This is a genomic window from Stenotrophomonas hibiscicola ATCC 19867 (genome assembly GCF_000382065.1).
Classification (GTDB): Bacteria; Pseudomonadota; Gammaproteobacteria; order Xanthomonadales; family Xanthomonadaceae; genus Stenotrophomonas; species Stenotrophomonas hibiscicola.
Genome location: NZ_KB907502.1, coordinates 247,186 through 273,528, shown reverse-complemented (window position 1 = coordinate 273,528; position 26,343 = coordinate 247,186). Strand labels below are relative to the sequence as shown.

Annotated in this window: 28 protein-coding genes and 2 tRNA genes; 13 read left to right on the top strand and 17 right to left on the bottom strand. The window is 60.2% G+C overall.

Annotation, left to right across the window (positions count from 1 at the left end; genetic code table 11):
* The first annotated feature begins 5 nt into the window (after positions 1-5).
* Both G370_RS0115355 and G370_RS0115350 read left to right on the top strand, forming a co-directional pair.
* Positions 6-1,169, top strand: coding sequence for a two-component system sensor histidine kinase NtrB (locus G370_RS0115355; protein WP_425423335.1), 1,164 nt, complete (start codon positions 6-8; stop codon positions 1,167-1,169).
* Complete coding sequence (locus tag G370_RS0115350) at positions 1,159-1,518, top strand: response regulator (protein ID WP_019661393.1); 360 nt, start codon at positions 1,159-1,161, stop codon at positions 1,516-1,518. Before G370_RS0115355 ends, G370_RS0115350 begins: the two co-directional genes overlap by 11 nt.
* 31 nt (positions 1,519-1,549) lie before the next feature.
* Here the strand turns inward: G370_RS0115350 and G370_RS0115345 are convergent, their stop codons facing one another.
* Positions 1,550-2,116, bottom strand: coding sequence for a TetR/AcrR family transcriptional regulator (locus G370_RS0115345; RefSeq protein ID WP_019661392.1), 567 nt, complete (start codon positions 2,114-2,116; stop codon positions 1,550-1,552).
* Between the two features lie 171 nt (positions 2,117-2,287).
* Here G370_RS0115345 and G370_RS0115340 point away from each other — a divergent pair, with 171 nt between their 5' ends.
* Positions 2,288-3,118: a universal stress protein gene (locus G370_RS0115340; RefSeq protein WP_019661391.1), complete on the top strand. Its 831-nt coding sequence runs from the start codon at positions 2,288-2,290 to the stop codon at positions 3,116-3,118.
* Here the strand turns inward: G370_RS0115340 and G370_RS0115335 are convergent.
* Positions 3,066-3,959 carry a helix-turn-helix domain-containing protein gene (locus tag G370_RS0115335; RefSeq protein WP_019661390.1) on the bottom strand — a complete coding sequence of 298 codons (894 nt, stop codon included), beginning with the start codon at positions 3,957-3,959 and terminating at the stop codon, positions 3,066-3,068. The genes G370_RS0115340 and G370_RS0115335 overlap by 53 nt on opposite strands.
* 146 nt (positions 3,960-4,105) lie before the next feature.
* Here G370_RS0115335 and G370_RS0115330 point away from each other — a divergent pair, with 146 nt between their 5' ends.
* Positions 4,106-4,645 carry a GNAT family N-acetyltransferase gene (locus G370_RS0115330; protein WP_026347182.1) on the top strand — a complete coding sequence of 180 codons (540 nt, stop codon included), beginning with the start codon at positions 4,106-4,108 and terminating at the stop codon, positions 4,643-4,645.
* Between the two features lie 25 nt (positions 4,646-4,670).
* Here the strand turns inward: G370_RS0115330 and G370_RS0115325 are convergent, their stop codons facing one another.
* Entirely contained in the window at positions 4,671-5,135 is a 465-nt protein-coding gene (locus tag G370_RS0115325; RefSeq protein ID WP_019661389.1) for a GNAT family N-acetyltransferase, read from the bottom strand.
* 147 nt (positions 5,136-5,282) lie between these two features.
* Here G370_RS0115325 and G370_RS0115320 point away from each other — a divergent pair, with 147 nt between their 5' ends.
* Positions 5,283-6,173, top strand: coding sequence for a dihydrodipicolinate synthase family protein (locus G370_RS0115320; protein ID WP_019661388.1), 891 nt, complete (start codon positions 5,283-5,285; stop codon positions 6,171-6,173).
* 36 nt (positions 6,174-6,209) lie between these two features.
* Here the strand turns inward: G370_RS0115320 and G370_RS1000000121680 are convergent.
* Positions 6,210-6,302: transfer RNA gene (locus G370_RS1000000121680), tRNA-Arg, on the bottom strand.
* A gap of 121 nt (positions 6,303-6,423) precedes the next feature.
* Here G370_RS1000000121680 and G370_RS1000000121675 point away from each other — a divergent pair.
* Complete coding sequence (locus G370_RS1000000121675) at positions 6,424-6,774, top strand: hypothetical protein (protein ID WP_195670306.1); 351 nt, start codon at positions 6,424-6,426, stop codon at positions 6,772-6,774.
* Positions 6,775-6,963: 189 nt separating this feature from the next.
* On the opposite strand, the gene G370_RS0115310 is transcribed toward G370_RS1000000121675, so the two are convergent.
* Both G370_RS0115310 and G370_RS0115300 read right to left on the bottom strand, forming a co-directional pair.
* The gene (locus G370_RS0115310; protein WP_019661386.1) at positions 6,964-8,001 is read right to left on the bottom strand and encodes an acyltransferase; all 1,038 of its coding nucleotides are present in this window, start codon (positions 7,999-8,001) and stop codon (positions 6,964-6,966) included.
* 561 nt (positions 8,002-8,562) lie between these two features.
* Complete coding sequence (locus G370_RS0115300) at positions 8,563-8,862, bottom strand: hypothetical protein (RefSeq protein ID WP_019661385.1); 300 nt, start codon at positions 8,860-8,862, stop codon at positions 8,563-8,565.
* Between the two features lie 452 nt (positions 8,863-9,314).
* On the opposite strand from G370_RS0115300, the gene G370_RS0115290 reads away from it, so the two are divergent.
* Positions 9,315-10,304 carry a tyrosine-type recombinase/integrase gene (locus G370_RS0115290; protein ID WP_019661383.1) on the top strand — a complete coding sequence of 330 codons (990 nt, stop codon included), beginning with the start codon at positions 9,315-9,317 and terminating at the stop codon, positions 10,302-10,304.
* A gap of 15 nt (positions 10,305-10,319) precedes the next feature.
* Here the strand turns inward: G370_RS0115290 and G370_RS1000000121670 are convergent, their stop codons facing one another.
* The 4 genes from G370_RS1000000121670 to G370_RS0115280 form a co-directional block, all read right to left on the bottom strand.
* Entirely contained in the window at positions 10,320-10,778 is a 459-nt protein-coding gene (locus G370_RS1000000121670) for a hypothetical protein (protein WP_154081351.1), read from the bottom strand.
* A gap of 80 nt (positions 10,779-10,858) precedes the next feature.
* Positions 10,859-11,482, bottom strand: a complete 624-nt coding sequence (locus tag G370_RS1000000121665) for a hypothetical protein (RefSeq protein ID WP_154081350.1) — start codon at positions 11,480-11,482, stop codon at positions 10,859-10,861.
* 1 nt (position 11,483) lies between these two features.
* Positions 11,484-12,251: a TIGR04255 family protein gene (locus tag G370_RS0115285; RefSeq protein WP_019661382.1), complete on the bottom strand. Its 768-nt coding sequence runs from the start codon at positions 12,249-12,251 to the stop codon at positions 11,484-11,486.
* A gap of 291 nt (positions 12,252-12,542) precedes the next feature.
* A tRNA-Arg gene (locus G370_RS0115280) sits at positions 12,543-12,619 on the bottom strand.
* A gap of 109 nt (positions 12,620-12,728) precedes the next feature.
* Between G370_RS0115280 and G370_RS0115275 the strand changes: the two genes are divergently transcribed.
* The 6 genes from G370_RS0115275 to G370_RS0115250 all read left to right on the top strand — a co-directional run bounded on the left by G370_RS0115275 (position 12,729) and on the right by G370_RS0115250 (position 18,557).
* Positions 12,729-13,313, top strand: a complete 585-nt coding sequence (locus tag G370_RS0115275) for a phosphatase PAP2 family protein (RefSeq protein WP_032955435.1) — start codon at positions 12,729-12,731, stop codon at positions 13,311-13,313.
* A 115-nt stretch (positions 13,314-13,428) separates the two neighbouring features.
* Entirely contained in the window at positions 13,429-13,749 is a 321-nt protein-coding gene (locus tag G370_RS0115270) for a hypothetical protein (protein WP_026347181.1), read from the top strand.
* An 81-nt stretch (positions 13,750-13,830) separates the two neighbouring features.
* A complete protein-coding gene (locus G370_RS0115265) occupies positions 13,831-14,940 on the top strand; it encodes a polysaccharide biosynthesis/export family protein (protein ID WP_019661380.1) in 1,110 nt (369 codons plus the stop codon).
* A gap of 1 nt (position 14,941) precedes the next feature.
* Positions 14,942-15,622, top strand: a complete 681-nt coding sequence (locus G370_RS0115260; protein ID WP_019661379.1) for a YjbF family lipoprotein — start codon at positions 14,942-14,944, stop codon at positions 15,620-15,622.
* 2 nt (positions 15,623-15,624) lie between these two features.
* Positions 15,625-16,398: a capsule biosynthesis GfcC family protein gene (locus G370_RS1000000121950; protein WP_080112538.1), complete on the top strand. Its 774-nt coding sequence runs from the start codon at positions 15,625-15,627 to the stop codon at positions 16,396-16,398.
* On the top strand, positions 16,395-18,557 hold the full coding sequence (locus G370_RS0115250) for a YjbH domain-containing protein (protein WP_245541228.1): 2,163 nt from the start codon (positions 16,395-16,397) through the stop codon (positions 18,555-18,557). The genes G370_RS1000000121950 and G370_RS0115250 overlap by 4 nt, the downstream gene beginning before the upstream one ends.
* 371 nt (positions 18,558-18,928) lie before the next feature.
* Here G370_RS0115250 and G370_RS01000000120885 read toward each other — a convergent pair whose 3' ends face one another.
* From G370_RS01000000120885 to G370_RS0115215, 7 genes are all read right to left on the bottom strand, one after another.
* Positions 18,929-20,074 carry a hypothetical protein gene (locus G370_RS01000000120885; protein ID WP_019661376.1) on the bottom strand — a complete coding sequence of 382 codons (1,146 nt, stop codon included), beginning with the start codon at positions 20,072-20,074 and terminating at the stop codon, positions 18,929-18,931.
* Between the two features lie 83 nt (positions 20,075-20,157).
* Positions 20,158-21,144, bottom strand: coding sequence for a glycosyltransferase family 2 protein (locus G370_RS0115240; RefSeq protein ID WP_019661375.1), 987 nt, complete (start codon positions 21,142-21,144; stop codon positions 20,158-20,160).
* Complete coding sequence (locus G370_RS0115235; protein ID WP_019661374.1) at positions 21,141-21,914, bottom strand: WecB/TagA/CpsF family glycosyltransferase; 774 nt, start codon at positions 21,912-21,914, stop codon at positions 21,141-21,143. The genes G370_RS0115240 and G370_RS0115235 overlap by 4 nt, the downstream gene beginning before the upstream one ends.
* A gap of 2 nt (positions 21,915-21,916) precedes the next feature.
* Complete coding sequence (locus G370_RS0115230) at positions 21,917-22,561, bottom strand: glycosyltransferase family 32 protein (RefSeq protein WP_019661373.1); 645 nt, start codon at positions 22,559-22,561, stop codon at positions 21,917-21,919.
* Positions 22,558-23,667, bottom strand: coding sequence for a polysaccharide pyruvyl transferase family protein (locus G370_RS0115225; RefSeq protein WP_019661372.1), 1,110 nt, complete (start codon positions 23,665-23,667; stop codon positions 22,558-22,560). Before G370_RS0115225 ends, G370_RS0115230 begins: the two co-directional genes overlap by 4 nt.
* On the bottom strand, positions 23,664-25,052 hold the full coding sequence (locus G370_RS01000000120875; protein ID WP_032955414.1) for a Coenzyme F420 hydrogenase/dehydrogenase, beta subunit C-terminal domain: 1,389 nt from the start codon (positions 25,050-25,052) through the stop codon (positions 23,664-23,666). Before G370_RS01000000120875 ends, G370_RS0115225 begins: the two co-directional genes overlap by 4 nt.
* Entirely contained in the window at positions 25,049-26,329 is a 1,281-nt protein-coding gene (locus G370_RS0115215) for an oligosaccharide flippase family protein (protein ID WP_019661370.1), read from the bottom strand. Before G370_RS0115215 ends, G370_RS01000000120875 begins: the two co-directional genes overlap by 4 nt.
* Positions 26,330-26,343 lie beyond the last annotated feature (14 nt).

The following is a 26,343-nucleotide window of genomic DNA, read 5'->3' as shown; positions in this document are numbered from 1 at the left end:
TACACGTGGACGCAGCTGCCTCTACGACGTCCGTGCTGACGGACCCTTCCCGACAACTGCGACTGCTGATCGACAGCGTGCGCGATCATGCGCTGTACCTGCTTGATCCTGAAGGCATCGTCTGCAGCTGGAACCCCGGCGCCGAACGCATCAAAGGCTATTCAGCCGACGAAGTGGTGGGAACCCACTTCAGCCGCTTCTATCTGGCCGCCGACCGCGAGGCCGGCGAACCACAGCGCCTGCTCCGCGTCGCAGCGCAACAAGGGCATGTCGCCAGCGAGGGCTGGCGGGTACGCCGTGATGGCTCGTCGTTCCGCGCCAGCGTGGTCATCGAGCCGGTCGTCGAAGCGGGCGAACTGCTCGGCTTCGTCAAGATCACCCGTGACATCACCGAGCAGTGGCAGGCGCAACGGCTGCTGCGTGATGCCCAGCGTGCGCTGCGCAATACCCAGCAGTTCGAAACGGTCGGCCGGCTCAGCCGCGGCCTGTCGCACGAGTTCAACAACCTGCTGACCACCATCGGCAACGCGCTGGACCTGCTGTCGCTGCGCGTCAGCGGGGACGATGCACGCGCGGCCGAGCTGCTGGATGCCGCGCAGGCGGCCACTGACCGTGGCGCGCTGCTGACCCGCCAGCTGCTGGCCTTCAGCACCGGCCAGACCCTGATCCGCGAACCGGTGGACATCAATACGCTGGTGCGGCAGTGGCTGCCGGACCTGCAACGCGCCTGCCCGCCCACGGTGACGCTGGATGCCCATCTCACCCCCGGCCTGCCGCAGGTGAGCACCGATGCGATGCAATTGCAGACCGCCCTGGCAAACCTGGTGGCCAATGCCGTGGAGGCCACCGCCGATGGCGGCCGCATCCTGATCGGCACCGCACTGGAACATCGCCTCGACCCGGATGCGGACACCACGCTGCAACGCGGCTATGTCACCCTCAGCGTCTGCGACGAAGGCCACGGCATGGCCGCCGACATCGCCGAGCGGGCCAGCGAGCCCTTCTTCACCACCAAGGACATCGGCAAGGGCAGCGGCCTGGGCCTGAGCCAGGTGTTCGGATTCACTACCCAGAGCGGCGGCTTCGTCGATGTGTCCACCACCCCCGGTGTCGGCACCACGGTCAGCCTGCTACTCCCCGCAACAGAGGATGCAACCGATGACCGATGAACCGATCCGCGTACTGATGGTGGAGGACCAGAACGATCTGCGCGAGATGATCGGCATGGCCCTGCGCGATTTCGGCATCGAGGTATCCACCACCGCCGACGGCCATGAAGCTGCCGCGTTGCTGAAAGGCGACGCACGCTTCGACGTGGTGTTCAGCGATGTCAGCATGCCCAACGGCATGTCCGGTATCGAGCTGAGCGAGCATGTGGCGCGCGAACAGCCGCAGGCGCGGATGATCCTCTCATCCGGATACGCGCGCTCGCAGCTGCCGCCACTGCCCGATCAGGTGGAATTCCTACCCAAGCCGTATCGTTTGCGCCAGCTGGTGGAGCTGCTGAAGCAAGCGTAAGCCACGGCGCCCCGGCAGCAAGCCCCTGCGGTCATCCCTTCATCGCCCCCCGCTGGAACGACGCCAGCAGCGTGGAGGCCGCCGCGGCCGGCGCCAGCCGACCACGTGCGAGTGACCAGGTGATGCCGTAGAAACAGGTCCAATAGAAGTCCGCGAGCCACACTGCGGTGAAACCGACGTTGAACTCTCCGGCCGCCTGACCACGCAGGAAAAAGGCCTCGAAGCGCTCGCCGATCGGCGCCCAGCGCTCCGGCAGCAGATGCAGGTCGCCCTGGCGCTGCTGCTCTTCCATCATCCGCGCGAACAGCAGCGTCACCAGTTCCCAGTCCGCCAGCAGCGTGGCGGTGACCTGCTCCAGCACGTGGCGTGCATCACCGCCCTTGTCGAACCAGACCGCCGCCGCTTCCAGACGCTCGAAGCCTGCGGCGAACAGTGCTTCGTCTATCGCTTCACGTGTCGGTGCAAATCGATACAGCGTGGCCCGGCTGATGCCTGCCCCCTGGGCCAGTTCGCTGAGCGTGCAACGCGGATGGCTGACCAGGGTGGCTGCCAGGGCGTGGTGCAGGTCGCGGCGGGTGCGCGCTGCGGCAGGTCGCATGAAAGCGCTGAGGTGTGGGTTCACCCTCACGCTAGCATGAATCATCAATTAATAAACTGAATCATGGGTGATTCATCCGAATCACCATTGCGCTAAAACGGGTATGCGTCCGGTGCACCCGGGTCGGCGCGCGGCAGGGAAAGCGTCACAGGCATCGAAGGAGACAACGCCATGCTGCATCCACTACGCGATATCGCTGTGCTGTTCGACGCCAGCGACACCGGGAACCGCGTTCTCAACATCGCCGCCGATCTGGCGCAGGCGCAGCAGGCGCATCTGGTCGCAGTCTCCACCGCCCAGCATCCCACCGACATCGCCAACGGCTTCGCGCGCGGCGCCGCCATCGCCGCCGCGCTCGACCATGCGGCGCGCGCGGATGCCGCCTGCACCGCACAGCTGATGCAGAACCTGCGTGCCGTGTCCGAGCCGCTGCAGATCAGCACCGAACTGCGCATCGTCTCGGACTATCTGGGCGGCGCCGACCTGGCCCTGCAGTCGCTGTACTGCGACCTGATCATCGCCGGCTATCCGCGCACGCCCGGCGCCCCTTCTGGCTGGCACCCGCTGGGCACCCTGCGCCAGACCGGCGTGCCGATGCTGCTGGTGCCGCCGCACTGGCAAGGCGATCAGGTCGGCCATCGCATTGTGGTGGCCTGGAATGCCAGCAAGCAGGCACGTCGCGCGGTGGCCGATGCGCTGCCCCTGCTCGCACGTGCACACGCGGTGCACCTGCTGATGGTCGACACGCCCAAGGCCGAGGCCACACCCGGCGCAGAGATGGCCCAGCATCTATCGCGGCATGGCGTTGAAGTGGAGATCCAGACGATCAGTTCGAGCCAGGGCGGCGTTGCCGCAACCATCCGCCAGCACGTACTCGATGCCGACGCAGACCTGCTGGTGCTGGGCCCTTACAGCCGCAGCCGGGTGGTCGAGCGCGTGCTCGGCGGAGTCACCGAGGATCTGCTCGCCGAAGTACCGGCGCCGCTGTTCGTATCACATTAGTGCCACCCTGCCCCGCCCGGCGGTAGCCAGTCAGCGATTGACCGGTATGCCGCCGGAAGTAGCGACACAGGTAGGACGCATCCTCGAAACACAGGCGCTCGGCGATGCGACCGATCGGCAATTCGCTGTAGGTGAGCAGTGCCTTGATCTCCAGCACCACCTGACGGTCGATCAACGCCTTCGGCGTCTCGTCGAAGCACTCGCGGGTCAGCTGCGAAAGATAGAACGGGGTGATGCACAGCGCCTCGGCGTAGGACTGCACGTCACGTTGGCGCGTGCTGCGCTGCCCGACCAGCTCCCAGAAGTTCCAGGCCAGGCGTTCGCGTCGGCTGACCTGCGCGGGCGCCCGCTTCTGCTTCGGCAGCAACGTGGCCATCTTCAGGAAGAAACTCTGCAGCAGATTGCGCAGCATCACGTGGCGATGCCGTCCACCGTTGTGCTGCGCGTCCATCATCAGCTGCAACCATCCCTGCAGCAACGGCACATCCAACGGTGACGGCCGGCAGTGCGGCTGTTCGTGCAGGAACTGGAACAGCGCATTGGGCAACACATAGGCCACCTCCGATGCCAGCGCTTTGGGCATCAGGCAGACCATCGCCAGGAAGCCGCGCGAGCGATGCCGCAGCAGCGCCAGCGTGTCCTCTGCCAGCACCAGCACATCATGACGCTGCACCGCTACTTCGCGGAAATTCAGTGCAAAGCGCGCGCCCCCCGAGACGCATACCAGTACCACCAGATAGGTGTGACCGAACGACAACGGGACGCCCTGTCCTTCGGCCAGCGTACTGACCTCCAGCCGCATGGATTCGTCCTGGTCCAGAAGCTGGGGTACGCGGTCCATGGGCCGATCCGGCTGTATTCCGGGCCCCAGCATACCCGGGCTCGACCATCAGTTGTGAAAAGTACCGAAACCATCAAGGTCTCGCTCTGGGCCGGTCGCGCCTGGCGACCTAGCCTGTGCACTCTCTTTGTCTCCTTGTAATCGACATGCAGCTGCACACCGAACGCTTGATCCTTCGCCCCTGGCGAGACACCGACGCCGCCGATCTGTACGAGTACGCCCGCGACCCGCGCGTGGGTCCGATCGCCGGTTGGCCGGTGCACACCAGTGTCGAGGAAAGTACCGAAATCATCCGCACCGTCTTCAACCAGCCAGAGGTCTACGCTCTGCAGAACCGCGAAGACGGCCGCGCCATCGGCTGTGTCGGCATCCTGATCGGCGCTGACAGCAACTTCGAGATCAGCGACCGCGAAGGCGAGATCGCCTACTGGATCGGCGTACCGTACTGGGGCCGCGGCTTGGTACCCGAAGCGGTGCGCGAAGTGATGCGGCATGCATTCCTGCAGCTGGAGCTGGAAGCGCTGTGGTGCGGCTACTTCGCTGACAACCTCCAATCACTCACCGCGCAGAGCAAATGCGGTTTCCAGCATCACCACACCGAAATCAACAAGTTCAACAGCTTCCTTGGCGACTACCGTACCGAGCACATCAGCCGCATCACCCGGGAGCAATGGTGTGCCCTGTAGGCCGCCTCGCCGGCCTGAGCAGAGTTCAGGCCAACGTGCGCCGCATGAACAGAAGTTCCGGCGTCGAGGACGCTTCAACCTGCTGGAAACCGAGATCGCGGTACAGGGCCACGGCGGCCGTGTTGTCACGATAGACGCGCAGAGTGAGCCGCTGGATACCGCTTTCGCGCAGCGCCTGTGCACTCAAAGACTGAACGAGCAGCCGGCCAAGGCCGCGCCCGCGTGCCAGTGGGGAAACAATGATGCGGCCCAGGTGCGCGGTGCCGGCGCCAGTCATCCAGTACTGGCCGAAGCCTACACAAACACCCTGCTCGTCCAGCAGCGCCCAGCCCGGGCGCACCTCGAGCTCAAGCACCTGCGCGAACCGCTGCGGCGGTAGTGGAAACGGCACACCCGGGCCTGCCCAGCGCTGGGTGGCCCCGGCGGATTCGGGCCAGCTGGCGACGGTGGCGTAGTTCGAAGGCTGGACGGGGCGAAGGTTCGGTTCCATGACATTCATGGTGCGCCATTTGCACCGGATAGACACGCTTCATGGCCGCACTTGAGTTTTGTCATAGGACAATAAACAACTCCAGACGTCCAGTCGTCACGCCCCAGGCGCGGTGGCACCCAACCCATCCCAGTTCCGGGAGATCCCATGTTCAATGGCCTCAGCGCGTTTCCCCTGACCCCGCTCTCTGAAGCCGGCATCGACTTTCGGGCATTTGCGCACCTGATCGAGCGCCTGGCTGATTCCGGTGTTGATTCAATGGGCGTCCTGGGCTCTACGGGCAGCTACGCCTATCTTGAAAAGCCCGAGCGCAAGCGGGTGCTGCGCGAAGCACTCGCGCATGCCGGGGGCGTACCGGTGATCGCCGGCATCGGTGCACTGCGTACCCGGGATGTGCTGGAACTAGCGCTGGATGCCGAAGATGCGGGCGCTGCCGGCCTGCTGCTTGCACCCGTGTCCTACCAGTCCTTGAAGGACCATGAGGTGCAAGTGTTGTTTGAAACCGTATGCGCGGCGGTACGCACGCCGATCTGCGTCTATGACAATCCCGGCGCCACGCACTTCAGCTTCTCCGATGCGCTGCATGGCCGGATCGCCGCACTGCCCAACATCGCCTCGATCAAGATCCCGCGACTGGCTGATGACCCGGCCGAGGCAACTACGCGCGTCGCGTCACTGCGCGCAAGCGTTCCTGCCCGTGTGACGCTGAGCATCAGCGGCGACGCCACGGCCGTGCGCGGGTTGCTGGCGGGGTGCGATGGCTGGTATTCGGTGACAGCAGGGTTGTTCCCTGGGCTTGCGCTTCAGATCACGCAGGCCGTGGGCAACGGCGATGCGGAGGGCGCCCTTGCTCTGTCCACACGACTGGCGCCGCTGTGGTCGCTGTATGACCGGTTTGGCGGGATTCGCGTCATGGCCTGCGCAGCGGCCCTGCTGGGGCTGTGCGGCGAAGACTGCCTGCCACTGCCTCTGCAGGGGCTGCGGGATAGCGAGCGGGAGGACGTGGCGGCGGTGCTGGGTGGGCTGGGGTTGTTGTGAAGCCCGAGGCGACGGCTGCCGTGCAGCAGTGGTGGATGGTGACCCCGGCCCGATTCGAACGGGCGATCTTCCCCTTAGGAGGGGGGCGATCCGGCTATATCCGCCAATGCTCTTAGTGCGATCTGTGCCAATGCTGTGCCAGATTATGCGCGTCCGGGGGGCGCAAGCGCCGTAAAGGGCATGCTCTCGGATGGAACCTGAACGCGGGAACGGCTATCATCTCGCCTCCAAAATGGAAGGGGGATTAAGGATGAAAAAAGTACTCGCACTCAGCGCCTTTGTCGTTGCCGTACTCACTGGATGTGGAGGCAAATTTGAGCTTTCGGTGCCAGAGGGCATCTCAAAAGCAGGCCTACAGATCGGCAAGTGCAAACGCGACCACAGCGCCGCATCACCGGTATGCACAGTGAAGAACGATTCCAACCTGATCGTTCCGGAACGCTCTTTTAGCTACACCTGCTTCGACAAAGAAGGAAACATCCTTCGCGCACCTGGAAGCGGTCGATTCCCAGACCGAACGATGAACCCTGGAACGGGAATTCGATTCAAGTTCATGTGCCAGAACTCTGAAGACCTGGGGAAGATTGAAATAGGCATGTAACGGCCTTTCTCTTTGATTAGAGCGTTGCAGCACGAACTGGAGCAACGCTCTTACTGCGAGCAGCCTCTCAGGTCCATTGAGGCGTTCCGCGTCAGCCAGGCAGTGAACACGCTGCGGAACAACCGCGAGGACCTGCTGACGCAGGTAGCTTGAGCGGCTCCCATCGAGAGCCGGTAAGGCGGCATGGGGTCACGCAATCCCGACCCAGCGAAGTATCGACCTGTTCCCCTTCACCAGCCGCTCAAACACGAAGGCGCCAGCAGCGCACACGGCGAGCGTGGCAATCACGGCCAGAAGCACAAACGCGGGCTGCAGAGCGTCGAGGCCCGGCACTCTACGCAGGGCCGCCTGAACAACCCCGAGCACCAGCATGTGAGAGAGATAGAAATAGAAGCTTCGCGCACCGAGCCAGGCAAGAACCCAGCGCCAGCCGCTCGCTGTGACCCATGTGCGCGCGACACAGACCGTCAAGGCACACACCAGCAACGACGTAATCATCGAAGACAGCTTCAGCTGCGAGATCGCCAGCTCCATTGAGCTTGGAATCCAATAGAACGCTTCGACAACAGCACAGGTAACCCCAACAGACGCCAAGCCCACTGCAATCTGCCAGCGGCCGACATTCAAGGCCGAATCGCTCTTACCTGCAACCAAGCCGGCCAAGTAGAAGGGAAGCCATAGGAAGAACGGCAGCGCGCTGTACGGGAAGTGTGACCACGTTCCGTCGAGACCACCGGCGCGTATCCCATAGGTGAAGGCGCAGGAGGCCGCGATCGACACCGGGATGCCTACCTTCAACGCCCTGCTCGACAAGCGCTCAAGAGCCGGCGAGAGAACGGCGATCTGGAGCATCACGATCACGTAATAGCCCACCGATATAACAGTCCCTGTGGCCAACATCTCCGGTAGCTCAGCAAGTACCAGCTTGCCAGTGATCGCTTTCGCAGCTGAGTACACCGCCGCCCATACCAGGTACGGGACAAGCAGCCGAGATGCCCTACTCCTCACGGCGGAGAGGTACGAATTGGCCGGTCGGCCCTGCAATGCAAACATGCCCGAGAGGAACACGAAGAGGGCGACCGGGAAGTTGATGAACTGCCGGAGAACTACGGCGAATGTCTGGTTCGCGCTTCCATCCGGAAAGGCCAATGCGCTACCGCAGGCATGGATGGCTACAACAGCCACGATGGCAATGCCTTTCCAAACGTCCCAGTACAGATTCCTCATTACATCCCTTGAATTCTCAGCGGCGCGCATTTATAGCACGCCGCAGGCGGATTGCCAGAAGGGCCGCTCTTCAGACCGGTGCCCCCATAGCGTCTACCCATCGCGATCCACTCCAGAACACCGGCTTACCCAAGGATGTGTCCCAGAACCTGTAACCGGCGTCGATCGTCCCGAGGATGGGCGAGATTGTGGAGTTCCGAAACTGGGTATCGCCCCGTTGCAGCCGCTCCACCAGTATTTACTACTTGTCACCTTCGTAGTTGCTCAGAATTCTAAATCTGGCGCGATTGGGGACAGAGAAGCCGACGGCACCGAACGTTTCAAGCTGCTCATCGGGATTTGAATCCTTAGTACCGAACTAAATGCCTTTGGCAAAGAATGGCTTCCTGTTGTGGATTGGCTGGGCCTGAGAGTACGTGTAGGACTCACGCCTACCTGTGATGTTGCTCGTGCTGATGTTGGGCCCGCCGAAGCGCTGCAGAATAGCGCTATTCGTCTGATCTTGAACCTCGCAGTCCGTGCATGAGCCGGACTGAGCAACCTGAAAAGCCACCAGCTTCCCTACCGGTGCGACCTCGCCGGATCCTGCTCGATTTGGAACAAGCACTGTGCAACCATTTGCTCTGAACCCGAAAGCATCGTGCGAGAAGAAGATTCCGTAGCCACCGTTGGGTCGGCAGCGACTCCAAGGTGCTGATCGGTCAGCATTGAGCCTTCAGCCGACGACGGCAAACTCGGCGTCGACCACATCGCCTGGTTCGAACCCAGCACCGCTACCGTGGCCACCGCCTCGGCGCTGGGCGTAGTACTGCTGTTCGAGCTGCTCGGTGCGGTCGGCAGAACCGTGTTGAGGGCTTGCATGGGTTGCTCCACCGAGCGCGCGACATCCACGACAAGCGCTGTGCGTCCGCCGGCGGTGGCCACCTGGTCGCGTGCGCCTGCAGGTTGACCAGCAAGCATGCCGATCCCGACATGGCCATCGCAGCGCGGCGCCGACTCAACCGCCCCACCCGCAGCGCGCGAGCGCCCGCCCTGCCGGCTGTCGCCGACAACGTCGTGCAGTTCAACCTCGGCCTCGCTGAGCAGGCGCCGACCAGGAGAATAGCCGCGGGAGGCGCCAATGGGCGCCGCTGAAAGGCTCGACCTATCAGGGAAAGACTGGCTCACCGTCGAGGAAGCCGCCCACTACTGCGGCGTCTCCAACAGCCAGTTCAGGAAGAGCGCCATGGGCTACGGGCTGACGCCTCGCCGGTTCATGGGAAGCGGTTGTACGAAAAGGCGGCGCACTATGCCGCGATCGAAGGTGCAGAGGAATGGCAAAGGTTCGGCTCTACTGGCGCGGCAGCAAGGCCTACCTCGACTGGGCGGAAGGCAGAGAGCGCTTTCGCCGGTCCATTGGGCAACCTGACGCCCGTGAGGCGGAGAGAATACGTGCCGCGAAAGAAGCAGAACTGACTCATGGGGTCCGGATCTTGGCGCGCCTGCCGAAGGTCCGCGGTTACCTGGAGTGGTATCTGGACTGGTACGAGGCCGAGCACCCGACCACGATTTCGAAGGCCAGAAGCGAGGTAAAACGCTTCGTCGAGCGCTTCGGCCACCGGCCGATCGACAGCATCCGCGCAGTTGAGGTGGAGCAATACAAGCGCTCCAGGCTGCTGGACGACAAGGCGGCAAAGGAAACTGTCGGCAAGGAGATTCGGAGGTTGAAGGCGGCTTTCAACCGCGGCGTCGAATGGAAAGAGCTTGACGTGAACCCGCTGGCCTCCGTAAGGGCGCCTCGCGGCGTGCGGAGCGTGGCCGTCAAGTTCTATGACCGGGCGGCGATGCGCCGGCTCTATCGGGCGAACCCTGGGCGGGCGCCGCTGTGGCTCTTTATGGCCCACACCGGGCTGCGGCGGGGCGAAATCATCGGGCTTGAGAAGAGCTCGACAGTGGCCGGTCGGCTCCTGGTAGAGAGCGATCCGGACGATAGCGGCGAAGGCCTAACTAAGTCAGGGAAATGGCGGGAGGTTCCCCTCAATCGCTATTCCAGGTGGGCCCTGCGCCATCTGCCCGATCCGCTCGTCACGGCGCACAAAGACACCGTGTCGGACTGGTTTAAGAAAGATTCGGAGCTGGCCGGCGTGGGAGGGCATCCGCACAGGCTTCGCCATACGTTCTGCGCACACATGGTGATGGCTAGCGTACCACTGCGTCGTGTGCAAGTGCTTGCAGGTCATGCAGACTATGCGACCACCGAAAAGTATTACGCACATCTAACTCCAGATGGCGACGAGATGGCGGACTCTAAACTGCGCTATTGATTAAATCGCTCATAGCTAACGACGCTCCAAGGGAAGTGCTGAATCAAAAATCGTCCACTCTGACGAGCTAGGCGAAGGGTCGACAATAGCTTTCGCTTTTTCGATCAAAGCAGCGGCAATCTCACTCTGACGCACAAAAAGCTCGCCCTCGAGCGGCTCCTCATGTGGCACGGCGGTCGGGAAAACGACATTCGTGTGGCCTGCGTACTCCTCTGGAGTGTACTCAAGCCCAAGGTTCTCGGTTAAATAATCACCAGCAGTAAGTGCAGCCACGCCCCAATAATGGTTGCTACCGGAGTTGCCAATTGATGCACATCTGGCTTTGACCTTTGCGTCTGGGTCTTCCCTATCCAGCCAGCGAATAGTAGACAGCTTCGCGTGCCCACGTTGGGGCCGAAACGCAGCAGAGGTCAAGGATCCCTTCCTGTAGAAGTGGGGAGTCTTCAAAATCCTGACAATCAACTCATCTTCCATGAAATCCCCTGAACTACTCACCACACCCTCGCTATGTAGATAAGCCCCCTTCAGTCAGAAGCACATTGGCAGACCCGCAACTATGCAGCTTCTTCCCATGCATGCTTCATAGTGAACACAACAGTGCGAGGGTCTTCGGCCTTTGAACTATGGGCTATAGCCCAAGCCAAGTCGGACATCCCCAATTCTGGCACCCGCTCGTTATCGCCTGAGCATGATGTGCGGCGGGCATAGCCAGGGGATTTGTCCACGACAATCCAAGAGTGGCGAGTCTTGCCGATTTCCAGCTCAGCGCGCCCAGTTCGCCAGCGCCACGCAAGCGTAATTGTTCCATTGGGATTAGGGTAAGCAATAGGAGTGGACATCGTGCTACCCATCAATTCCACAAACTGCGTGGCCGTAGAAATGGCTTGGGGGGCAATAGGTGCCGCGCCTTCTCCATCCCAGTCCTCAGGAAGGTTTCTAAATCCCCTGATCTCAGACACAAGCGCGACCCTCGAAGCGAAAGCGTGAATGCTCTTCGTCGCTTCTAACGCCTGCGCCACCGCAACGCCACTTGTAAAGGCGGATGAATGGAACGTCGAAAAAATGGTGGCGCCCGAAGTCAGCCCGCTGATAGTCGATGCCAAATCAGGAATCGCGCCGCCAATAGCTGCTGACGACCCAACTCTTGAGCCAAGAATTTCGAAATTTTCGACAAGCATCTTAGCCTCCCAACCCAAGGTTGGCGCTAACACGAGCGCTTCTATTGACCATTTCGAAGAATGTCTTATGAGCAACCGCTTGCAAGTCATCAAAAGAAGTCATCACGTCTTCAACGGATTCCGTCTTTAGTGCCGACGAGATAATAGTAGTGTTCATCACGATTCCGGGCTTATCGTGGAGCCCGCCTTCACCAACGTCCAAGGCGAGCTCCCGACCATTCGAGTCCTTACTTGAATAGAAGAACCTCATGGACGACGCGCTGGTATCGGTCGAAAAATCTTTTGCCGAATCAAGCTCTTGGTACTGCAACCCCACCACATCTGCGAAGAACTCAGTAGCGGTCAGGCCAGCAAGATGAGACTCATTGAAGAAATCAATGTACTTCACGACACACCACACCTCAGCCTTGCTGGCCAAGGGAGAGACCACATTCAAAGCCTCAACGCCCCTGTGAAGCACGTCGCGAAAAGTCGCCCAAGATGTGTAAGGCGCCACTCCATTAGTCGTAAATATGCCTACGCCGAGTTGGTAGAGGGTGTTGAAATCACCCTCACCTAGGCGGTATCGATATGCCACCGTCCCACCGGGCTGACCTGGGATCCCTTGCGGCATCGTGCGTTCAAGTTGGTTGTACCCAAACTTGCCCACCTCTATCCCGAACTTGATGTAGTCAGATTCATTCGCAAATGCAAAAGGCGCGGGATGGATTGGGTTGCCCTCACCCCATCGCAGCTCGGCGATTACTTCAACGATCGGTGCGTTTGTCATTGCGACTATCAGTCCGGATAGATAGCAGGTTGGCGTCGTGCCAGAGTGTCGATCCATTGCGCGGATCCACGGCCTACGAATAGCATGCCGTTGACATGCTGCCTAGAGGGGCAATGGGCTCCCGCCAACGGAGTTTACGTAGCCCAAGAGGTAGCCCCCCCCCCAACCGGACAGCATCTTCCGCTCGTGCAGCCTGTCCCCGACCCAGTGCCAACTGTGCCAGATGAAGCGACAAGTATCGCTAAGAACGGCAACCCAGCACCAGCAACACTCGCGTAACCTATTGATTAATGGTGACCCCGGCCCGATTCGAACGGGCGACCTTCCCCTTAGGAGGGGGACGCTCTATCCAGCTGAGCTACGGGGCCATTTCCAGCAGGGAAGGATACCTCCTCTGGCTGAATGGACCAAGCGTTAGTCGTTCTTCGCAGCGCCCGGAGTCGATATGCTGGCCCGCCGCGCCCCGTTGTGAACTGGATGCCCGACGTCTGGCGAAGCCTCTCCGCCCTCGGCGACAGCCGCTGGCTGCTGCCGGTGGCCCTGGTGCTGCTGATCACCCTGCCCCGCGCAGACGTACGCCTGAAATGGCGATGGCTGCTGGCCATCGCCGTCACCGCCGGCGTCACGCTTGCCTCAAAGCTGGCCTTCATGGGCTGGGGAATTGGCATCAAGAGCGTGCACTTCACCGGGTTTTCCGGGCACGCGGCGATGTCCAGTGTTATCTACCCTGTCGTTGGCATGCTGCTCGCCGGCCACGGCAAGCGCACTCGGGCGTTCGGCCTGGTCTTCGGCGTACTGCTGGCCACCGCCATTGCCTGGTCACGAATCCCGCTGCATGCGCACAGCCTTTCGGAGGTCATTGCCGGGCTGGCGCTTGGGCTGGGCAGCGGCGCCTGGGCGCTTTCCACCACAACTCCGTGCAACCGCCCCAGCGCGCGGATCCTGGCCTCTGCCCTGCTCATCGGCCTCATCCTTCCATTCTGCCTTCCAGATCTACGCACACATCAGCTGGTCACAGCGCTTGCCGAGGCCCTGGAGGGCTGCCTCGACACCAACCACTGAAGTTGAAGGCCGTCGATTTGCTTGCACAAGCCCTTCACCTTCCTTGACAGGGCAGATGACTATTCGCCACCATACGCGTGGAAAAATTTACCTCACGGAGTAGGAGACCCCGTAGATGAAGAAGATGATTGCCGCCCTGGCCCTGCTGGGTCTGTCCTCCCCGGTGTTCGCTCAGGAGGTTCCGGCAACGGAAGCCACCGCAGAAGGCACCACCGCCGCTGTAGCGGGCACCGAAGCCGCAGGCCTGTCGACCGCCGCCATTGTCGGCACCAGCGTCATCGCCGTTGCTGCTGGCGCCGTGCTGTACAGCGTCGCCGGTGACAGCACCAGTGGCCCAAGCGATCCGGGCGGTGACCCGGGTAATCCGGAAGAGCCGGGCACCGGTGGCACCGGCGGCACGGGTGGTACTGGCGGCACTGGCGGCACTGGCCGCTGATCCAACCGTTTCCGGTTTCAAGCCCTCGCCGGGCAACTGCTTGGCGAGGGTTTTTTATGCCTGTCGAATTTTCTTACTCCCATGACCAAGAAGTTGACCTGTCTCGCGGCTGCTCTACTGGCAACCGCCACCCTGTCCGGCTGCCTGCTGGCCCCCGGCCAGCACCTGCGCCATAGCGATGTCTCGCGCGGCCGCCAGAGCGACGACCGCCAGCTTGAGCTGATCACCATCACGCCCAAGCTCATCGCCATGGATCGAGCAACGCAGAGTGAGCAGGTCCTTCCCTCGGAACTGTTTGACTACCAGCCACCGGAATACACGGTTGGTATTGGCGACATTCTGTATATCACCGTCTGGGATCATCCGGAACTGACTGTTCCCGCCGGCTCGCAGCAGCAGGGCAATCTTGCCGGACGACTGGTGCAGAGCGACGGCTCACTGTTCTACCCCTACATCGGTAAGGTTCAGGCCAAGGGCAAGACTCCGGTTGCCCTGCGCGAGGAAATCAGCCGACGACTGGCGCAGTACATCGAATCGCCCCAGGTCGACGTTTCCATCCTTACCTACGGTAGCCAGCGCGTATGGGTCACGGGCGCTGCCGAGCGCTCAGCCCCGATTGCACTTGGTACCTCGCCGCTGACTTTGGCTGACGCCATCAGTCAGGGTGGCTTGAACGTCAATCAAGCTGACCTGTCCGGCGTCCGCCTCAGCCGCGCCGGTGCCACCTATACGATCAATCTGGAAACACTGGCCACCCAGCATGGCGGCCGCCAGTTGTTCCTGAAGGACGGGGATTCAATCTTCATCCCCTACTTGGATCGAAAGGAAATTTTCGTAGTCGGTGAAGTCAATCTTCCTGGCGCCTACAGCTTCCGCACCGGCGACGTGTCACTGAACCAGGCACTCGGCCGCGCCCGCGGACTGACCCAGGAGACCTCAGCGGGTAATGCAGTCTATGTGATCCGCGGCAGCAGGGATCTGGAGTCAGTGCCTTCCACTGTCTATCAGCTCGAAGCTCGTTCACCGGCTGCCTTCGCCATTGGCAGCCAGTTCATGCTGCAGCCTGGAGATGTGGTTTTTGTTGGCGCGGCCGGCGTCACGCGCTGGAGCCGCTTCGTGAACCAGCTGTTGCCATTCACGAACATCCTGTACACCGCCGCCCGCACGGAGAACGAAGTCGGGAACAAGTGACATGATGCGCATGGATGTGCTCTTGGCGCGCCGCAGATTGCGGCGCGCCCTCCATTGGATGATGACCCTCTCCATGCTGGCTCTGCTGGCAGGCTGCACAACGGCCAGCCGTGCGACCAGCGATTCCTTTCGCCTGCTGCTGAAGCGACAGGTGACAGCTACTCCTGAACAGGTCGCCGCGAACCGCTTCCCACAGGCGCAGTTGAAAGCCCCCGACCTGACTGCCGTGATGGTGTTGGGTTACGTCGACGGTGGGCGCCAGAGCTGGTACGCCGGAAGCAACGCGGTATTCCAACTCGACGACACAGGCCTGGTAACCGGCGTTTCGAGCTCAGACCGGCAGATTCAGGCGCGCATCGCAGGAGCCTCGCCTTTTAGCAGATTGCATGCGCTCAACAGCACCACCACTGTACAGCGCGAGTACGACTGGATTCCTGGCTACCGTATGGGGGTCAGGGCCACCGGCACCCTCACGCGTGGCGGTATCGAGTCGGTGAGCATCCTCGGCAAGGAACGGTCGTTGATTCGCTTTGATGAGCGCATCGAAGGCGGCTTCCATGCGCACAACATCTACTGGGCGGATCCCAGCACGGGCTTTATCTGGAAGAGCCGGCAGCAGCTGGGACCCTCCTACACCGTGGAGCTGGTGCAGCTCAAACCTTACCGCGCCGCAAAGGACTGACCATGGGATTTCGATTCTTGCCGCTGCTGGCAGCGTTGCTGGCTGCTGGTCCTTCCCTGGCCAACAAATCGCCGGCGCCCGGCAATCTTGAGGTCGTCGCTGATGGAGCGCTGTCTGCACCGGGAAGCTACACGGTGGCTGTCGGCACCCGGCTTTCCCGGCTTCTCGCAACCACGCAACCCACTGCAGACGCCTATCTGCCCGCATTGGCGCTGTATCGGCCGCATGCACGCCTGCAGCAGGTTCGACTGCGTGCGGGTCTGCAACACGACCTCGACTTACTTGAGGAGCATCAGGATCCGCAGATCGCAGACGCAGCAACCGGGCTTTCTCGTTGGCTGCAGGACCATCCGGCATCGGGTCGCATACGACTGCCCGTCAACGACATGCGACTGATGCAGGTTCAGGCGGGCAGCGACCCGGTGCTGGAACAGGGAGATGTACTGATCGCTCCTCGCCGACCTGCCACGATCACCGTAGTGGGTGCGGTGGAATCAACCTGTGAGCTTACTCATCAGCCGCTGCGTGATGCGCATGAATACCTGCGCGAATGTGCTGTCACACCTGCGGCAGACCGTGATGAACTCTATGTGGTACAGCCAGACATGACTGTCCAGAAGATCGGCATCGCGCTATGGAACCGCTCCGATCCGCAGCCAGTCGCCCCTGGCGGCGTCATCTTCGTGCCACTGCGCCAGCACGCCGTCGCTGCAGTCGACAGCACCTTCAATGCCGAGTTTGCGGCGTTCATCGCTACCCAGGCCCTGCAACCGTGATTCGCTCCACCCTCTCATCCGCCGGCGCTACGCGCCCTACCGCCTTCGCCCTGTCGCTGCTCGCCCTGTCGCTGGCAGCCGAACTGCATGCACAACAGGCTCCGCCCCCGACTGCCAGCGAATGGGGTGGCATCGGCTTGCTGCAGACACCGACAGCACGCATGGCCGAGGATGGGGATATCGCGTTCACTGCATCACACAATTCTCCGTACAGTCGATACAACCTGACATTGCAGCCATTCTCTTGGCTGGAAGGCTCGTTCCGATACATCAACGTCTCCAACCTGCGATACGGGGAAACCAGCCTCAGCGGTGACCAGAACTACAAGGACAAGTCGATCGATTTCAAGGTGCGATTCTGGCGCGAAACGCGCTGGACGCCAGATCTTGCCTTCGGCGTGCGTGATCTGGGCGGCACGGGCTTCTTCTCCAGCGAGTACTTGGTCGCGAGCAAGAATTTCGGCCCTATTGATGCATCCGTTGGCCTGGCAACCGGCTACATTGGCAATCGCGGCGACTTTTCGAACCCTCTAGGAGCAATCGATGATCGCTTCAAGGAGCGCCGGCCTATCGCCGGAAGCAATATCAATGACGCCGGCAAGTTCGGGGTGAGCAACATGTTCAAAGGCCCAGTAGGCATCTTTGGCGGCATCACCTACCAAACACCGTGGGATCCCCTGCTAGTCAAGGTCGAGTATGACGGCAATGATTACAGGCGCGAACCGCGACGCAACAACCTCAAGCAAAGTACGCCGGTGAACATCGGATTGGTCTACGCGCCAAATCGAAATGTGGAACTCACAGCGGCTTGGGAGCGTGGTGAGGCGGCCATGTTTTCATTGACCCTGCGCGGGAATCCCGGTCATGCCCCCTCTGCACCTAAGCCCTTCGATCCACCTCCCACAAGGATTGACCGCAGCGCGCTAGCGAACCAAGGAGCATCAAGTGCGACGCAACCGGATTGGAAGTCCGTCGCTGGCGACATTGACGAGAACGCTGGATTCCGCGTAGACAGCATTTCCCGCCGCGGCAGCGAGCTGGTGATCGACGGCTATCAGAATCGCTACGCCAGCCCAGCCAAGGGCATGGGCCGCGCTGCCCGCATTATTGGCAACACGCTTGACGACAGCTACGACTGGTACACATTCCGGACGACACGTCTGGGCATGCCAACCGCAGACATGTCGATCAAGCGAGAGACCATCGAAGCGTATCTGCAGGGGGCTGCAAGCGAAGATGACCTTCGACGCAGTACCGAGATCAGCGCGCCCACCGCCAACCAGACCGAACCCCTCTATCAGGCAGGAAGCCGCCCCTGGGGTGGCGGCTTCAGCTTTGGGTATCGACAGAATCTCGGCGGCCCGGATGGATTCATCCTGTATCAGGTTTCTGCCAATGCAAGCGGGAGCGTATTCTTCCGTCCAAACGTATGGCTGACAGGTTCGCTGAGCGCGAACGTCATCAACAATTACGACAAATTCCGCTACGACGCCCCGAGCAATGTCCCGCGGGTACGAACTGATATCCGCAGGTACTTGAATACATCCGACCTAACAATGCCCAACCTGCAGTTCAACATTGCAGGCCGACTTGGCAAAGACCTCTACGGTATTGCGTACGCCGGCTATCTTGAGTGGATGTACGCCGGTGTGGGCGGCGAGCTTCTCTATCGACCGATGGGTGAATCATGGGCAGTTGGCGCCAATTTGAACCACCTGCGCCAGCGTGATTTCAATCAGCATTTTGGTTTGCGTGATTACCGAATTACCACGGGCCACGCCACACTTTACTACTCGTTTGACGCACAGGAACGCGTCGTTGGCTCTCTCTCGGTAGGACGGTATCTGGCCGGCGACTACGGCGCCACGATCAATGTCGCGCGGGTTTTCGACAATGGCATGAGCATGGGGGCCTATGTTACGAAAACCGACATGTCTGCCAGGGACTTCGGGGAGGGCAGCTTCGACAAGGGAATCTACTTCAGCATACCGTTTGACAGCATTCTTCCTCGCTCCACCCGCGGCAGCGCAACCATCAACTGGGCCCCCCTTATCAGGGACGGCGGCGCAATGATGGGACGCAAGTACTCGCTCTATAGCATTACTGGCGAGCGTGAAGATCGAATTTTCTACGACAACATCCGGTCGATTGCGGATTGAGCAAAGAAACAGTCGGCGGACAAGCAGAAGCACAGAACAGGGAGAGTTGCAGCCCAATCAGGCGAGTTCAGCTGCCGCTAGAAGCTCCATATGCAGTTGAGCGCATGGGCTGCAAGCTTCAGATAAACCAAAGCAAGACCGGTAGTCCGTAGCAAATCCTGCTTCTGCCATGGGTTTCTTCGGGTCGACCGAAGTCGATGCAACCTTCATCAAGTTCACAAGAGGCGCCCGTGCGCCTGCCGCACGGGATCCCTGATACGCCACCTCAGCCCTTCCAATTGAGAATTGGGCTAGACAATCAGGCGCAGGCCACCCACCCGTCAAATGGCGCCGTCACACAGCATTGCAAAATAGCCAAGCTCCACACCAAGTCACCGCCGACCAACGACTGCAGCCGGCCCTCGCAATCCGAGCGCCAATGCAATGGCCAGGCTGACAAATACACTATTCATCGCAGAGACCGAAAGCGCAGAACTACAGATGATGCCGAGGAATACGAAAACTTCATTCTTTGCATAGCCACTCTTCCTGAGTGAAATCATCATGAAAAGGAGCAGAAACGCCAGACCAATAATTCCATGATCAAAGATTACACGAAGAAAATAGGAATGAAGAATAACCGAATAGCAACGCCCATCCCCCGAAAAACTAAATAAATCGTGATAGTAGGCAAGGCTACTGCAGGAAGCACTCGACAACGGCGTCAAGGGCATGCTTCCAAATAGAAACTTCCAGGCAGGCCAGTACCGGACCTCGTCCACGAAGACCATCATAAAGTTATAGCGATCGATCGACTGAATCCCCCCCCCATCCGAGCGAAGCACAAATATTGCAACTGCCGCGCCACCGAGCAGCAGCAACCCCGCAATGTAGAAGAACGACCGCAACGTCAGACGATTAAGGAAGACTCCATAGAACAGGACAAGCAGCGCCAATACAGAGCTGCGCGAACCGGACATCCCGACAATTGCCACCAACAAGCCAAACCAGACAAGCGCCCTCCGGCCCAGGTCACTTCTAAGCAAGTAGAACATGAGCATCAGGAATATAAGCTCAAAGTTATTCTCGACATAGAGACCAGGGCGACTCCCCATCCGAGGCGTCAAATTGAGCGCAACTGAGTAAGCGTACTTCAATAAAAAAATTATCAGAAGGAGCTTCAGAAGCTTAACCGAGCTCTCTCTTGAAAAAGCCTCCGACCTGAAGAAGACGCACAAGGGGGCGACATAGAAGAACGCCTTGAATGCCTGTGCGAAATCGAGGAAATGTGCCGGCCGAAAAAGGCTCATTACTACATACGATCCGCCAACATATAGAATCGACGCCAGGAAGAAGCCAGCTACCGGCCTTTTGGGCACACGGAAGGCAAGAGTGGCGCACAACAGAAGTACGACCTCAAAGTAGGAGTTCGCGGGAATAAGGTTGTACTCGAAGGGGCTAAGGAGCCCCGCCACCCCCACCAGCAAGAAAGAATAGAAGTAGACCTTCGCTGCCAGCTGGACTCTTGCGATACGCATTGCATTGCCCTACCTGAATTTTCCGACATCACACCGACCGCATCTGATCCACACTCTCAGAATCACAGCCTTTGAGCATAAATCTAGCGTTTCAAAAGGCGCTTTGCGCCCGCTAGAACCATTGGCATCATCCACCCGCCACAATAGGTGGCGTGAACATAAATCCGCTGTGCGACTGAGAGCTGCGCACACATCGTTCGTCGGCACTGGCGCGGGATACTTCCGAAGAACCCCCGGGATGCCGAGTAACACTGCCAGTAGTTCCGCCAGGTGCACCCCTTCCCCAATCCCGACGCAAAGCGCGGAAGTGAGTAAAAGAAGAGTTCTTTGACGATCGACGGTCCCAGTCTCCTCGCCTCAACGGCGCCATAAAACATGAGATGGGAGAGTGCGAACATAAGGTCATCATGACGGGAATAATTCCCATGAATACTCGATGCTGGACGCACCCCGTAGCGATATCTGATTACTGGATCACAGAAGATATGCCTCGAAGAAGTGAGCCAAAGTGGCACAACCGCAAGATCCTCATGGATCCGCCCTTCGACAAATTGATTTCCAGGCAAGAAAAATATCTTCTTGGAGACAACTTTATTCCAAGCGCTGTGCCCCAGATCGTCAAATCGGCTGATATGAGAAGAAGCCACTCTCCCGCTTGCAATCTGCGGCCTATAGACGCCGAGTGAGCATCCCGAAACTGCGTCATATCGCTCAAATCCGGTCAACAGGATATCAATGCCCTCTTCGGACAATTGAACAAGGAACTCAGTTGGAACCCGGACATCAAGAAGATCATCCACATCCACGAACCACAGGTACCGGCCACTGGCAGCCGCAGCACCCAGATTCTTGGCACGCCCCTGCCCTCCATTCTCCACATGCAAGGCACGGATCGACGGGTTCGCCGAGGAAATCGCATCCAGCATCTCTGCCGTGCCATCAGTGGAGCCGTCATTGACCATGACAAGTTCCACGTCCCCCTCATCCAGCAGCCTCTGGACCGAGGCCATGAATGGCGGTAGGAATGCGGCACCGTTGTAGACCGGTACGATGATCGACAGTGTTGTCATGAGCGCTGTTCCTGCTGATGACGAACATTGCGCAGACGAAGGCGAACATCGGCGAGCAAGAAGGGCTGGTACTCGATCAGATAGCGACGCCACAGTCGCCGCGGCTCGCGCAGCAGCCGATAGGGCGCCCGCAGGTTGAAGCGATTCACCCAGTCCGGGTAGTACTTCACGCCGGATGCAAGCGCTTGGTCCAGATACCCGCCGCAGGTGAAGCCAAGCCCCCTCCAACCCGAGGCCTTTAGCTCCAACAGGAACCGATCCTGGTGCGGCGCCCCCATCCCACAGATGACCACGTCGACGTTCTGCTCACGCAATGCCCGGAAGCACTGATTCCGCTGCTCCGCGTTGGCGAAGAAGCCAGATCGAGTAAACACCACTTCTACGCCGAATTCCTTTCGGAACAACGATGCAGCCGCACTCGCGACGCCTTCAACTCCACCCACCAGCGCAACACGGAGCCCATTGCGCTGGCAGAAGGACAGTACCTCCGGCGCCAAGGAGTTGCCATCGAACGACTTCCGTTCAATCGTGCGACCCAGCTGCCGGGTCGCACTTTGAGCGAGCAGGTTTCCATCAGGAAGCACCACATCGAACTGTGCCAGCGTCGAGGAGTAGTCCTGCCGGTCCATCATCAGCCGCACCGAATGGGGATTGGCGAACGTTACCAGCCACGCTTCGGGCTGGCCCGCGCGGAATTCACGCCAGTCCGGCGCTGAGCGACCCAACAGTCCTGCGAGCTCGTACAGGGTGGCGATGGCATTGGCTGGCATGGTCAGAAACCGAGCTTCTTCAAAATGCGGGAGACGAGACCCTGTCGCCAGGACTTCCCCCAATGGTGGATCGCGAAGGTGTCCTGCGTGATGCTGCTGAACATGAGTTCCTTTACCGGACGCGACGCATCGTACGGGTTGTAGGGATAGAAGTGCTCTTCGGACAGAACCGCGATGCTGCCGGCCTCCCCAGCTTCGACACACGCCATGGCCACTTCCGGAGCAATCAGATACGGCTTGCGAGCTGCGTGGCGTTCGTTGATCAGACGCATGCAGGCGCGCGGGAACCAGTGATCGGCAACCGAGCCGATAACACCCGTGGTCGGGCGGGCCGGAGCTTCCATTCCCAGGAAACACTGATTCGCCAGCAGAGGATCGAATGATTTCACCACTTCGATATCGGCATCCAGGTAGATGCCGCCCTCGTCGGCGATTGCACGCAGCCGGATGTAGTCGGAGAGAAACGCCCATTGCTGCTTTCGCAGGCAATCCTGCAGGAAAGGCGTATCGAACTTCGTGTTCGTTTCATCCCAGCGAACAACCCTATAGTCTGGGAGCTTCTCGGCCCAGCTATCGACGCAGCGCTGATAGAGAGGTGGTAGCGGCTTTCCACCAAACCAGCAGTAATGAATGATCTTGGGGATCATGAGCGAGCCTCCACGTCGAGCGCATCGGACAGGAAGGCACGTGACTTCATCCTCAGCTCTGCGATGCGTCGATTGACCCGGCTATAGTCGATCTGCGCACCGGGCAGCTGCACCCGCTCATTACCCACCTCAACCAATCGATCCTCCAGACCCAACTGGGCCAGCAGGGACTTGAACCGGGTCAGGCCGCGCCCCGCATTGCCTATAGCCACGAACTGCTTCTCGAAGATGATCGAGAAGATCATCCCGTGATAGGAGTCGGTAACCACGAATTCCGCGTCACGGAAGCGCCGCACCCACTCGCCGAGGTCCACGTACCCTGCCAGATCATTCTCCGGTTCGGCAATGGTGATCTTCGAGAGATTCTCCGACTGCCCGGCAGCGTCGATGATCGCCTTCTTGTCCGCAGAACGATCCAGCACGTACGCATACAACCCACCCTCCCCGCGCCCGGGGGCCAACGTTGCGATCACTTCCTCATGGAAGCTGCGATCGACCAGCAAAGTAGGATCAAGCACGTGTACAGCGTCACTGCGACCGAAGCGATCGGCGCACAACTTCTGGCCGCTGTCTTCACGGACCGACACCGCCTGGAATCCGGCCAACAGGCGAGACACATCTTCCACCCTGGACGCATCGGGCCACCGGTCGGTTCCGAACGACGCAGCGTAGGACACGCGGCGAATCGGAGACCCCACCAGGAATGAGAGGAAATAGGCGTCGTAAGCACCATCGTCAATATAGTCCAGGCGCCAGACCTGATCGCTTCCCACCACGACTGCATCCAGGCCGAGTCGATCACACTCCATGCGAAGCTCTGCAGGCGAGCGGCTGACCCTGGATTGCTCAGGCAGGAACGCCTTCATGAACGCAGCGTGCCGTTGCAGCTTGAGATACTGGTTGCGATAGTTCGCAATGTTTTGTCCCGGAAGCCGCTTGAGCACCTCGATGATCATTCGCTTCCAGCCCGCCTTCTGGTGCTCCTTGCGGAGCAAAACCGGCTGCAAGCCAAGCGCGCGTACGAAAGCACTGAGCGCTGCAATCTGGATGATGCCGCCGTAATTGGAATGCAGGGGCAGTGTCAGCAGCCCGATTCGTTGAGTCATGGTTTCCTTCCCAAGGGGCGGAGGACGAGCGATTGCAGCATCGCCCTCAATGTACGGTAGGTCCTACGCAGGAGCTGGCGATTCTGGTAGTTGTAGAGCACGTCATAGGGCAACAGACGCAGGAAGTACCACGCCAACCCACCGCGCTTCTTTGCATCGCGCAAGGCACGATGGGAGGCCTGCGATAGACGCATACGGGTTATGTAAAGGCGCTGCCGCAGGCGGGGGAGCCCCGCATCTCCTGGCTGCACACGCTTGCTCGGGCGCCAGATGCCTCTGGCGTCCATGTGCGCAAGCCTGACTTGGAGGCCCTCGCCACGATGGCGGAAGGTAGCGGCCTGGGATTGATGGATCTTCGCCGGTTCGATCGGATCCAAAGCGATATCACCGCGGTCACGCGCTTCGCTGAGAAGACGCGCGATCAACGGATGGCGCACGATAACCACGTTCGTTCCCAGGCTGTCCTTCACGTACTCGGGCAGCCAGGCATCACCCATCACGACATCGGCCGTTTCACAGGCGACATCATCACAGAAATCGCATGCCAAGGGCTTGAACAACCCCAGCCCCCAGTCCGATCCATACAGGCGAAAATTCTCTGTGCGTTCGACCCGTGTCGCCGAGCTCACCTGAATGGAATAGTCATTGGCTGGCCGCGTCTCGTCCTTCACGCGGAAGTCCACGTCTGTGACCTGATCCGGCTCGATTCCCAACTGCCAGCCAAAGGACTCGACGAAACCACGCGACTTCATGTGGCCGCAGAAGATCCCGACGAAGAACTTGATCTTGCCGCGCAGGAGCGGATCTGATTCGACGACCAGGCGCAGCGCCTTGATGTGACAAGGAACACCGGTGATTGCGAAAGTTCGGCCCTGCTCTCTACGTACCTGTTCCAGAACATCATGGAACCCGGTCGGGTAGTAGAGCGACTTCACCCGCGGCCGCATCTCCTCGACTGAATTGGAGATCAAATATTCAAAAATGCCATCGCCGGGCCCACGACCGACATGAATGACTGCATCCACCTCACCGCGGGTCAGCAGTTCTTCCAGGACCCAGGACGTCAGCCCGCCGGAACTTCCCGCAGCACGGTGCGGGCCAACCACGGCGTGCCCTGCATAGAGTGATGAATGGAATCCGGTGGAGGGGTGATGCTCGATTCCAGGAATCCCCGCGAACAGTGCATTGGCCAATCGCGTCTCGTCCGGCGCATCGCCAAACGGGCAGGAGTCAGCCGCAATGTCGTCCAGCTTCGGATGCACGGGCTCTGGCATGCCGATGTCATTGATGCGCATCGTGACACCCGACTTCCCAGAGGCGCATCCACCACAGCCAACACAGTAGCCGCCGCGAACGACCTTTCCGATAGTTACAGCCTTGTTCATGCCTGAGCGTCCATGCGGAGAGAGCGATTGGCGGTAAAGAGGTACAGCCCCATCAAGAGTGCTTCGGTCGCGATAGCCGCAACCACGGCGCCTCGTAGACCGGCCCAACCAATGAACAGGAAGTTCATGACCAGATTGAGAACCGCGACCAGCCCCATGATGCGGATCTTTATTCGCATCCGGTCACCCGTGCTCAGAACTGCACCTGCACTCGTCGAAACGAATCGCATGGGAATACAGGGAGCCAGCCAGGCCAGCAGCCAAGCAGCTTGCTCATAGAGCTTCCCGAACAGCAGCGGCACAAGGAACTGAGCAAGTAGCGCCGTACAGACGGCGGCTGCCAGGCCCAGCAACAACATGTACTTGTTGCCGGCGTGATAGGCACCGCGAAACGCGACTGGGTCCTGATAGGCCCAACGGTGAAGCCGAGGCATCAGCAGCTTCTGGTAGATGGTAGTAGGCAGCAGATACAACGCTGCCAACAGCGTCACTGCAACACCAAACGTGCCGGTAGCCTCCGCTCCCAGATAGTGACTGATGAAAATGACGCTACTCTGGAAGTAGACGAGAAAGAACAGGTTCCCGAGGCCAAATGCCCAGGTCTCTTTGGCGACGGCCAGAACACCTGGGCGGACATCCAGGGAGATGGCACCAGGCTTCTGGTGTCCAACCATGTGCATTCGCCCCCTCGCCAACGTCATCATGCTGGGAACGCTCGCGAGTGCGAGACCTCCGCCCACAAATGCGTAGAGCCAAGCGACAGTCACGGCGTCAGGCGCCGTAGTCGCCATCAGCACACCAACTACGACAAGGAAGCGCACCACCTGTGGCAAGGTCTGCCAGACCATCAATGGCAATGGCTTTTCCTCCAGCAGGAAACGGGTGGTCACCACCTCGATGCTCGCAACGGAAAGCAGGTTGGTGGACAGGATCAAAAGGCACCACGCCACACGGTCTTCCATGCCCAGGCCCAACAATGCCCAAGCCACCACGCCAAGCATGGTCAGCACGGTGCTGAGCAGGCAGAACACGAAGGTTGGCCGGATCCAGCGCATGGCATGCCAGCCCTCCCGCCCAAAGGCCTTAAGCCAGAATGCCTGCAAGCCAAAAGCAGTCAGTGGCGAGACGATGTTGATCGTCGTGAAGGCTGCCATGAAGATCCCGTATTCACGCGGGCCCAGGACGCGTGCAGCCAGCATCTGGGTGAAAAACGCAAGACCGGCCCCTGCAAGAGTAAAGAGGCCGATGACTGAGGCGTGCTTGACGGAACGATTCATGGTGCCAACCCGCG

What these genes read in the sequence shown, in the direction of transcription:
- G370_RS0115230 (WP_019661373.1), bottom strand. Translation starts at nt 22,561, where the DNA reads ATGATCCCCAAGATCATTCATTACTGCTGGTTTGGTGGAAAGCCGCTA.
- G370_RS1000000121950 (WP_080112538.1), top strand. Translation starts at nt 15,625, where the DNA reads ATGGGATTTCGATTCTTGCCGCTGCTGGCAGCGTTGCTGGCTGCTGGT.
- G370_RS1000000121670 (WP_154081351.1), bottom strand. Translation starts at nt 10,778, where the DNA reads ATGGAAGATGAGTTGATTGTCAGGATTTTGAAGACTCCCCACTTCTAC.
- G370_RS0115300 (WP_019661385.1), bottom strand. Translation starts at nt 8,862, where the DNA reads ATGCAAGCCCTCAACACGGTTCTGCCGACCGCACCGAGCAGCTCGAAC.
- G370_RS0115320 (WP_019661388.1), top strand. Translation starts at nt 5,283, where the DNA reads ATGTTCAATGGCCTCAGCGCGTTTCCCCTGACCCCGCTCTCTGAAGCC.
- G370_RS0115285 (WP_019661382.1), bottom strand. Translation starts at nt 12,251, where the DNA reads ATGACAAACGCACCGATCGTTGAAGTAATCGCCGAGCTGCGATGGGGT.
- G370_RS0115275 (WP_032955435.1), top strand. Translation starts at nt 12,729, where the DNA reads ATGCCCGACGTCTGGCGAAGCCTCTCCGCCCTCGGCGACAGCCGCTGG.
- G370_RS1000000121665 (WP_154081350.1), bottom strand. Translation starts at nt 11,482, where the DNA reads ATGCTTGTCGAAAATTTCGAAATTCTTGGCTCAAGAGTTGGGTCGTCA.
- G370_RS0115260 (WP_019661379.1), top strand. Translation starts at nt 14,942, where the DNA reads ATGATGCGCATGGATGTGCTCTTGGCGCGCCGCAGATTGCGGCGCGCC.
- G370_RS0115265 (WP_019661380.1), top strand. Translation starts at nt 13,831, where the DNA reads ATGACCAAGAAGTTGACCTGTCTCGCGGCTGCTCTACTGGCAACCGCC.
- G370_RS0115330 (WP_026347182.1), top strand. Translation starts at nt 4,106, where the DNA reads ATGCAGCTGCACACCGAACGCTTGATCCTTCGCCCCTGGCGAGACACC.
- G370_RS0115240 (WP_019661375.1), bottom strand. Translation starts at nt 21,144, where the DNA reads ATGACAACACTGTCGATCATCGTACCGGTCTACAACGGTGCCGCATTC.
- G370_RS0115235 (WP_019661374.1), bottom strand. Translation starts at nt 21,914, where the DNA reads ATGCCAGCCAATGCCATCGCCACCCTGTACGAGCTCGCAGGACTGTTG.
- G370_RS0115310 (WP_019661386.1), bottom strand. Translation starts at nt 8,001, where the DNA reads ATGAGGAATCTGTACTGGGACGTTTGGAAAGGCATTGCCATCGTGGCT.
- G370_RS0115350 (WP_019661393.1), top strand. Translation starts at nt 1,159, where the DNA reads ATGACCGATGAACCGATCCGCGTACTGATGGTGGAGGACCAGAACGAT.
- G370_RS0115270 (WP_026347181.1), top strand. Translation starts at nt 13,429, where the DNA reads ATGAAGAAGATGATTGCCGCCCTGGCCCTGCTGGGTCTGTCCTCCCCG.
- G370_RS0115335 (WP_019661390.1), bottom strand. Translation starts at nt 3,959, where the DNA reads ATGGACCGCGTACCCCAGCTTCTGGACCAGGACGAATCCATGCGGCTG.
- G370_RS0115325 (WP_019661389.1), bottom strand. Translation starts at nt 5,135, where the DNA reads ATGGAACCGAACCTTCGCCCCGTCCAGCCTTCGAACTACGCCACCGTC.
- G370_RS1000000121675 (WP_195670306.1), top strand. Translation starts at nt 6,424, where the DNA reads ATGAAAAAAGTACTCGCACTCAGCGCCTTTGTCGTTGCCGTACTCACT.
- G370_RS0115215 (WP_019661370.1), bottom strand. Translation starts at nt 26,329, where the DNA reads ATGAATCGTTCCGTCAAGCACGCCTCAGTCATCGGCCTCTTTACTCTT.
- G370_RS0115345 (WP_019661392.1), bottom strand. Translation starts at nt 2,116, where the DNA reads ATGCGACCTGCCGCAGCGCGCACCCGCCGCGACCTGCACCACGCCCTG.
- G370_RS0115290 (WP_019661383.1), top strand. Translation starts at nt 9,315, where the DNA reads ATGGCAAAGGTTCGGCTCTACTGGCGCGGCAGCAAGGCCTACCTCGAC.
- G370_RS0115225 (WP_019661372.1), bottom strand. Translation starts at nt 23,667, where the DNA reads ATGACTCAACGAATCGGGCTGCTGACACTGCCCCTGCATTCCAATTAC.
- G370_RS01000000120885 (WP_019661376.1), bottom strand. Translation starts at nt 20,074, where the DNA reads ATGCGTATCGCAAGAGTCCAGCTGGCAGCGAAGGTCTACTTCTATTCT.
- G370_RS01000000120875 (WP_032955414.1), bottom strand. Translation starts at nt 25,052, where the DNA reads ATGAACAAGGCTGTAACTATCGGAAAGGTCGTTCGCGGCGGCTACTGT.
- G370_RS0115340 (WP_019661391.1), top strand. Translation starts at nt 2,288, where the DNA reads ATGCTGCATCCACTACGCGATATCGCTGTGCTGTTCGACGCCAGCGAC.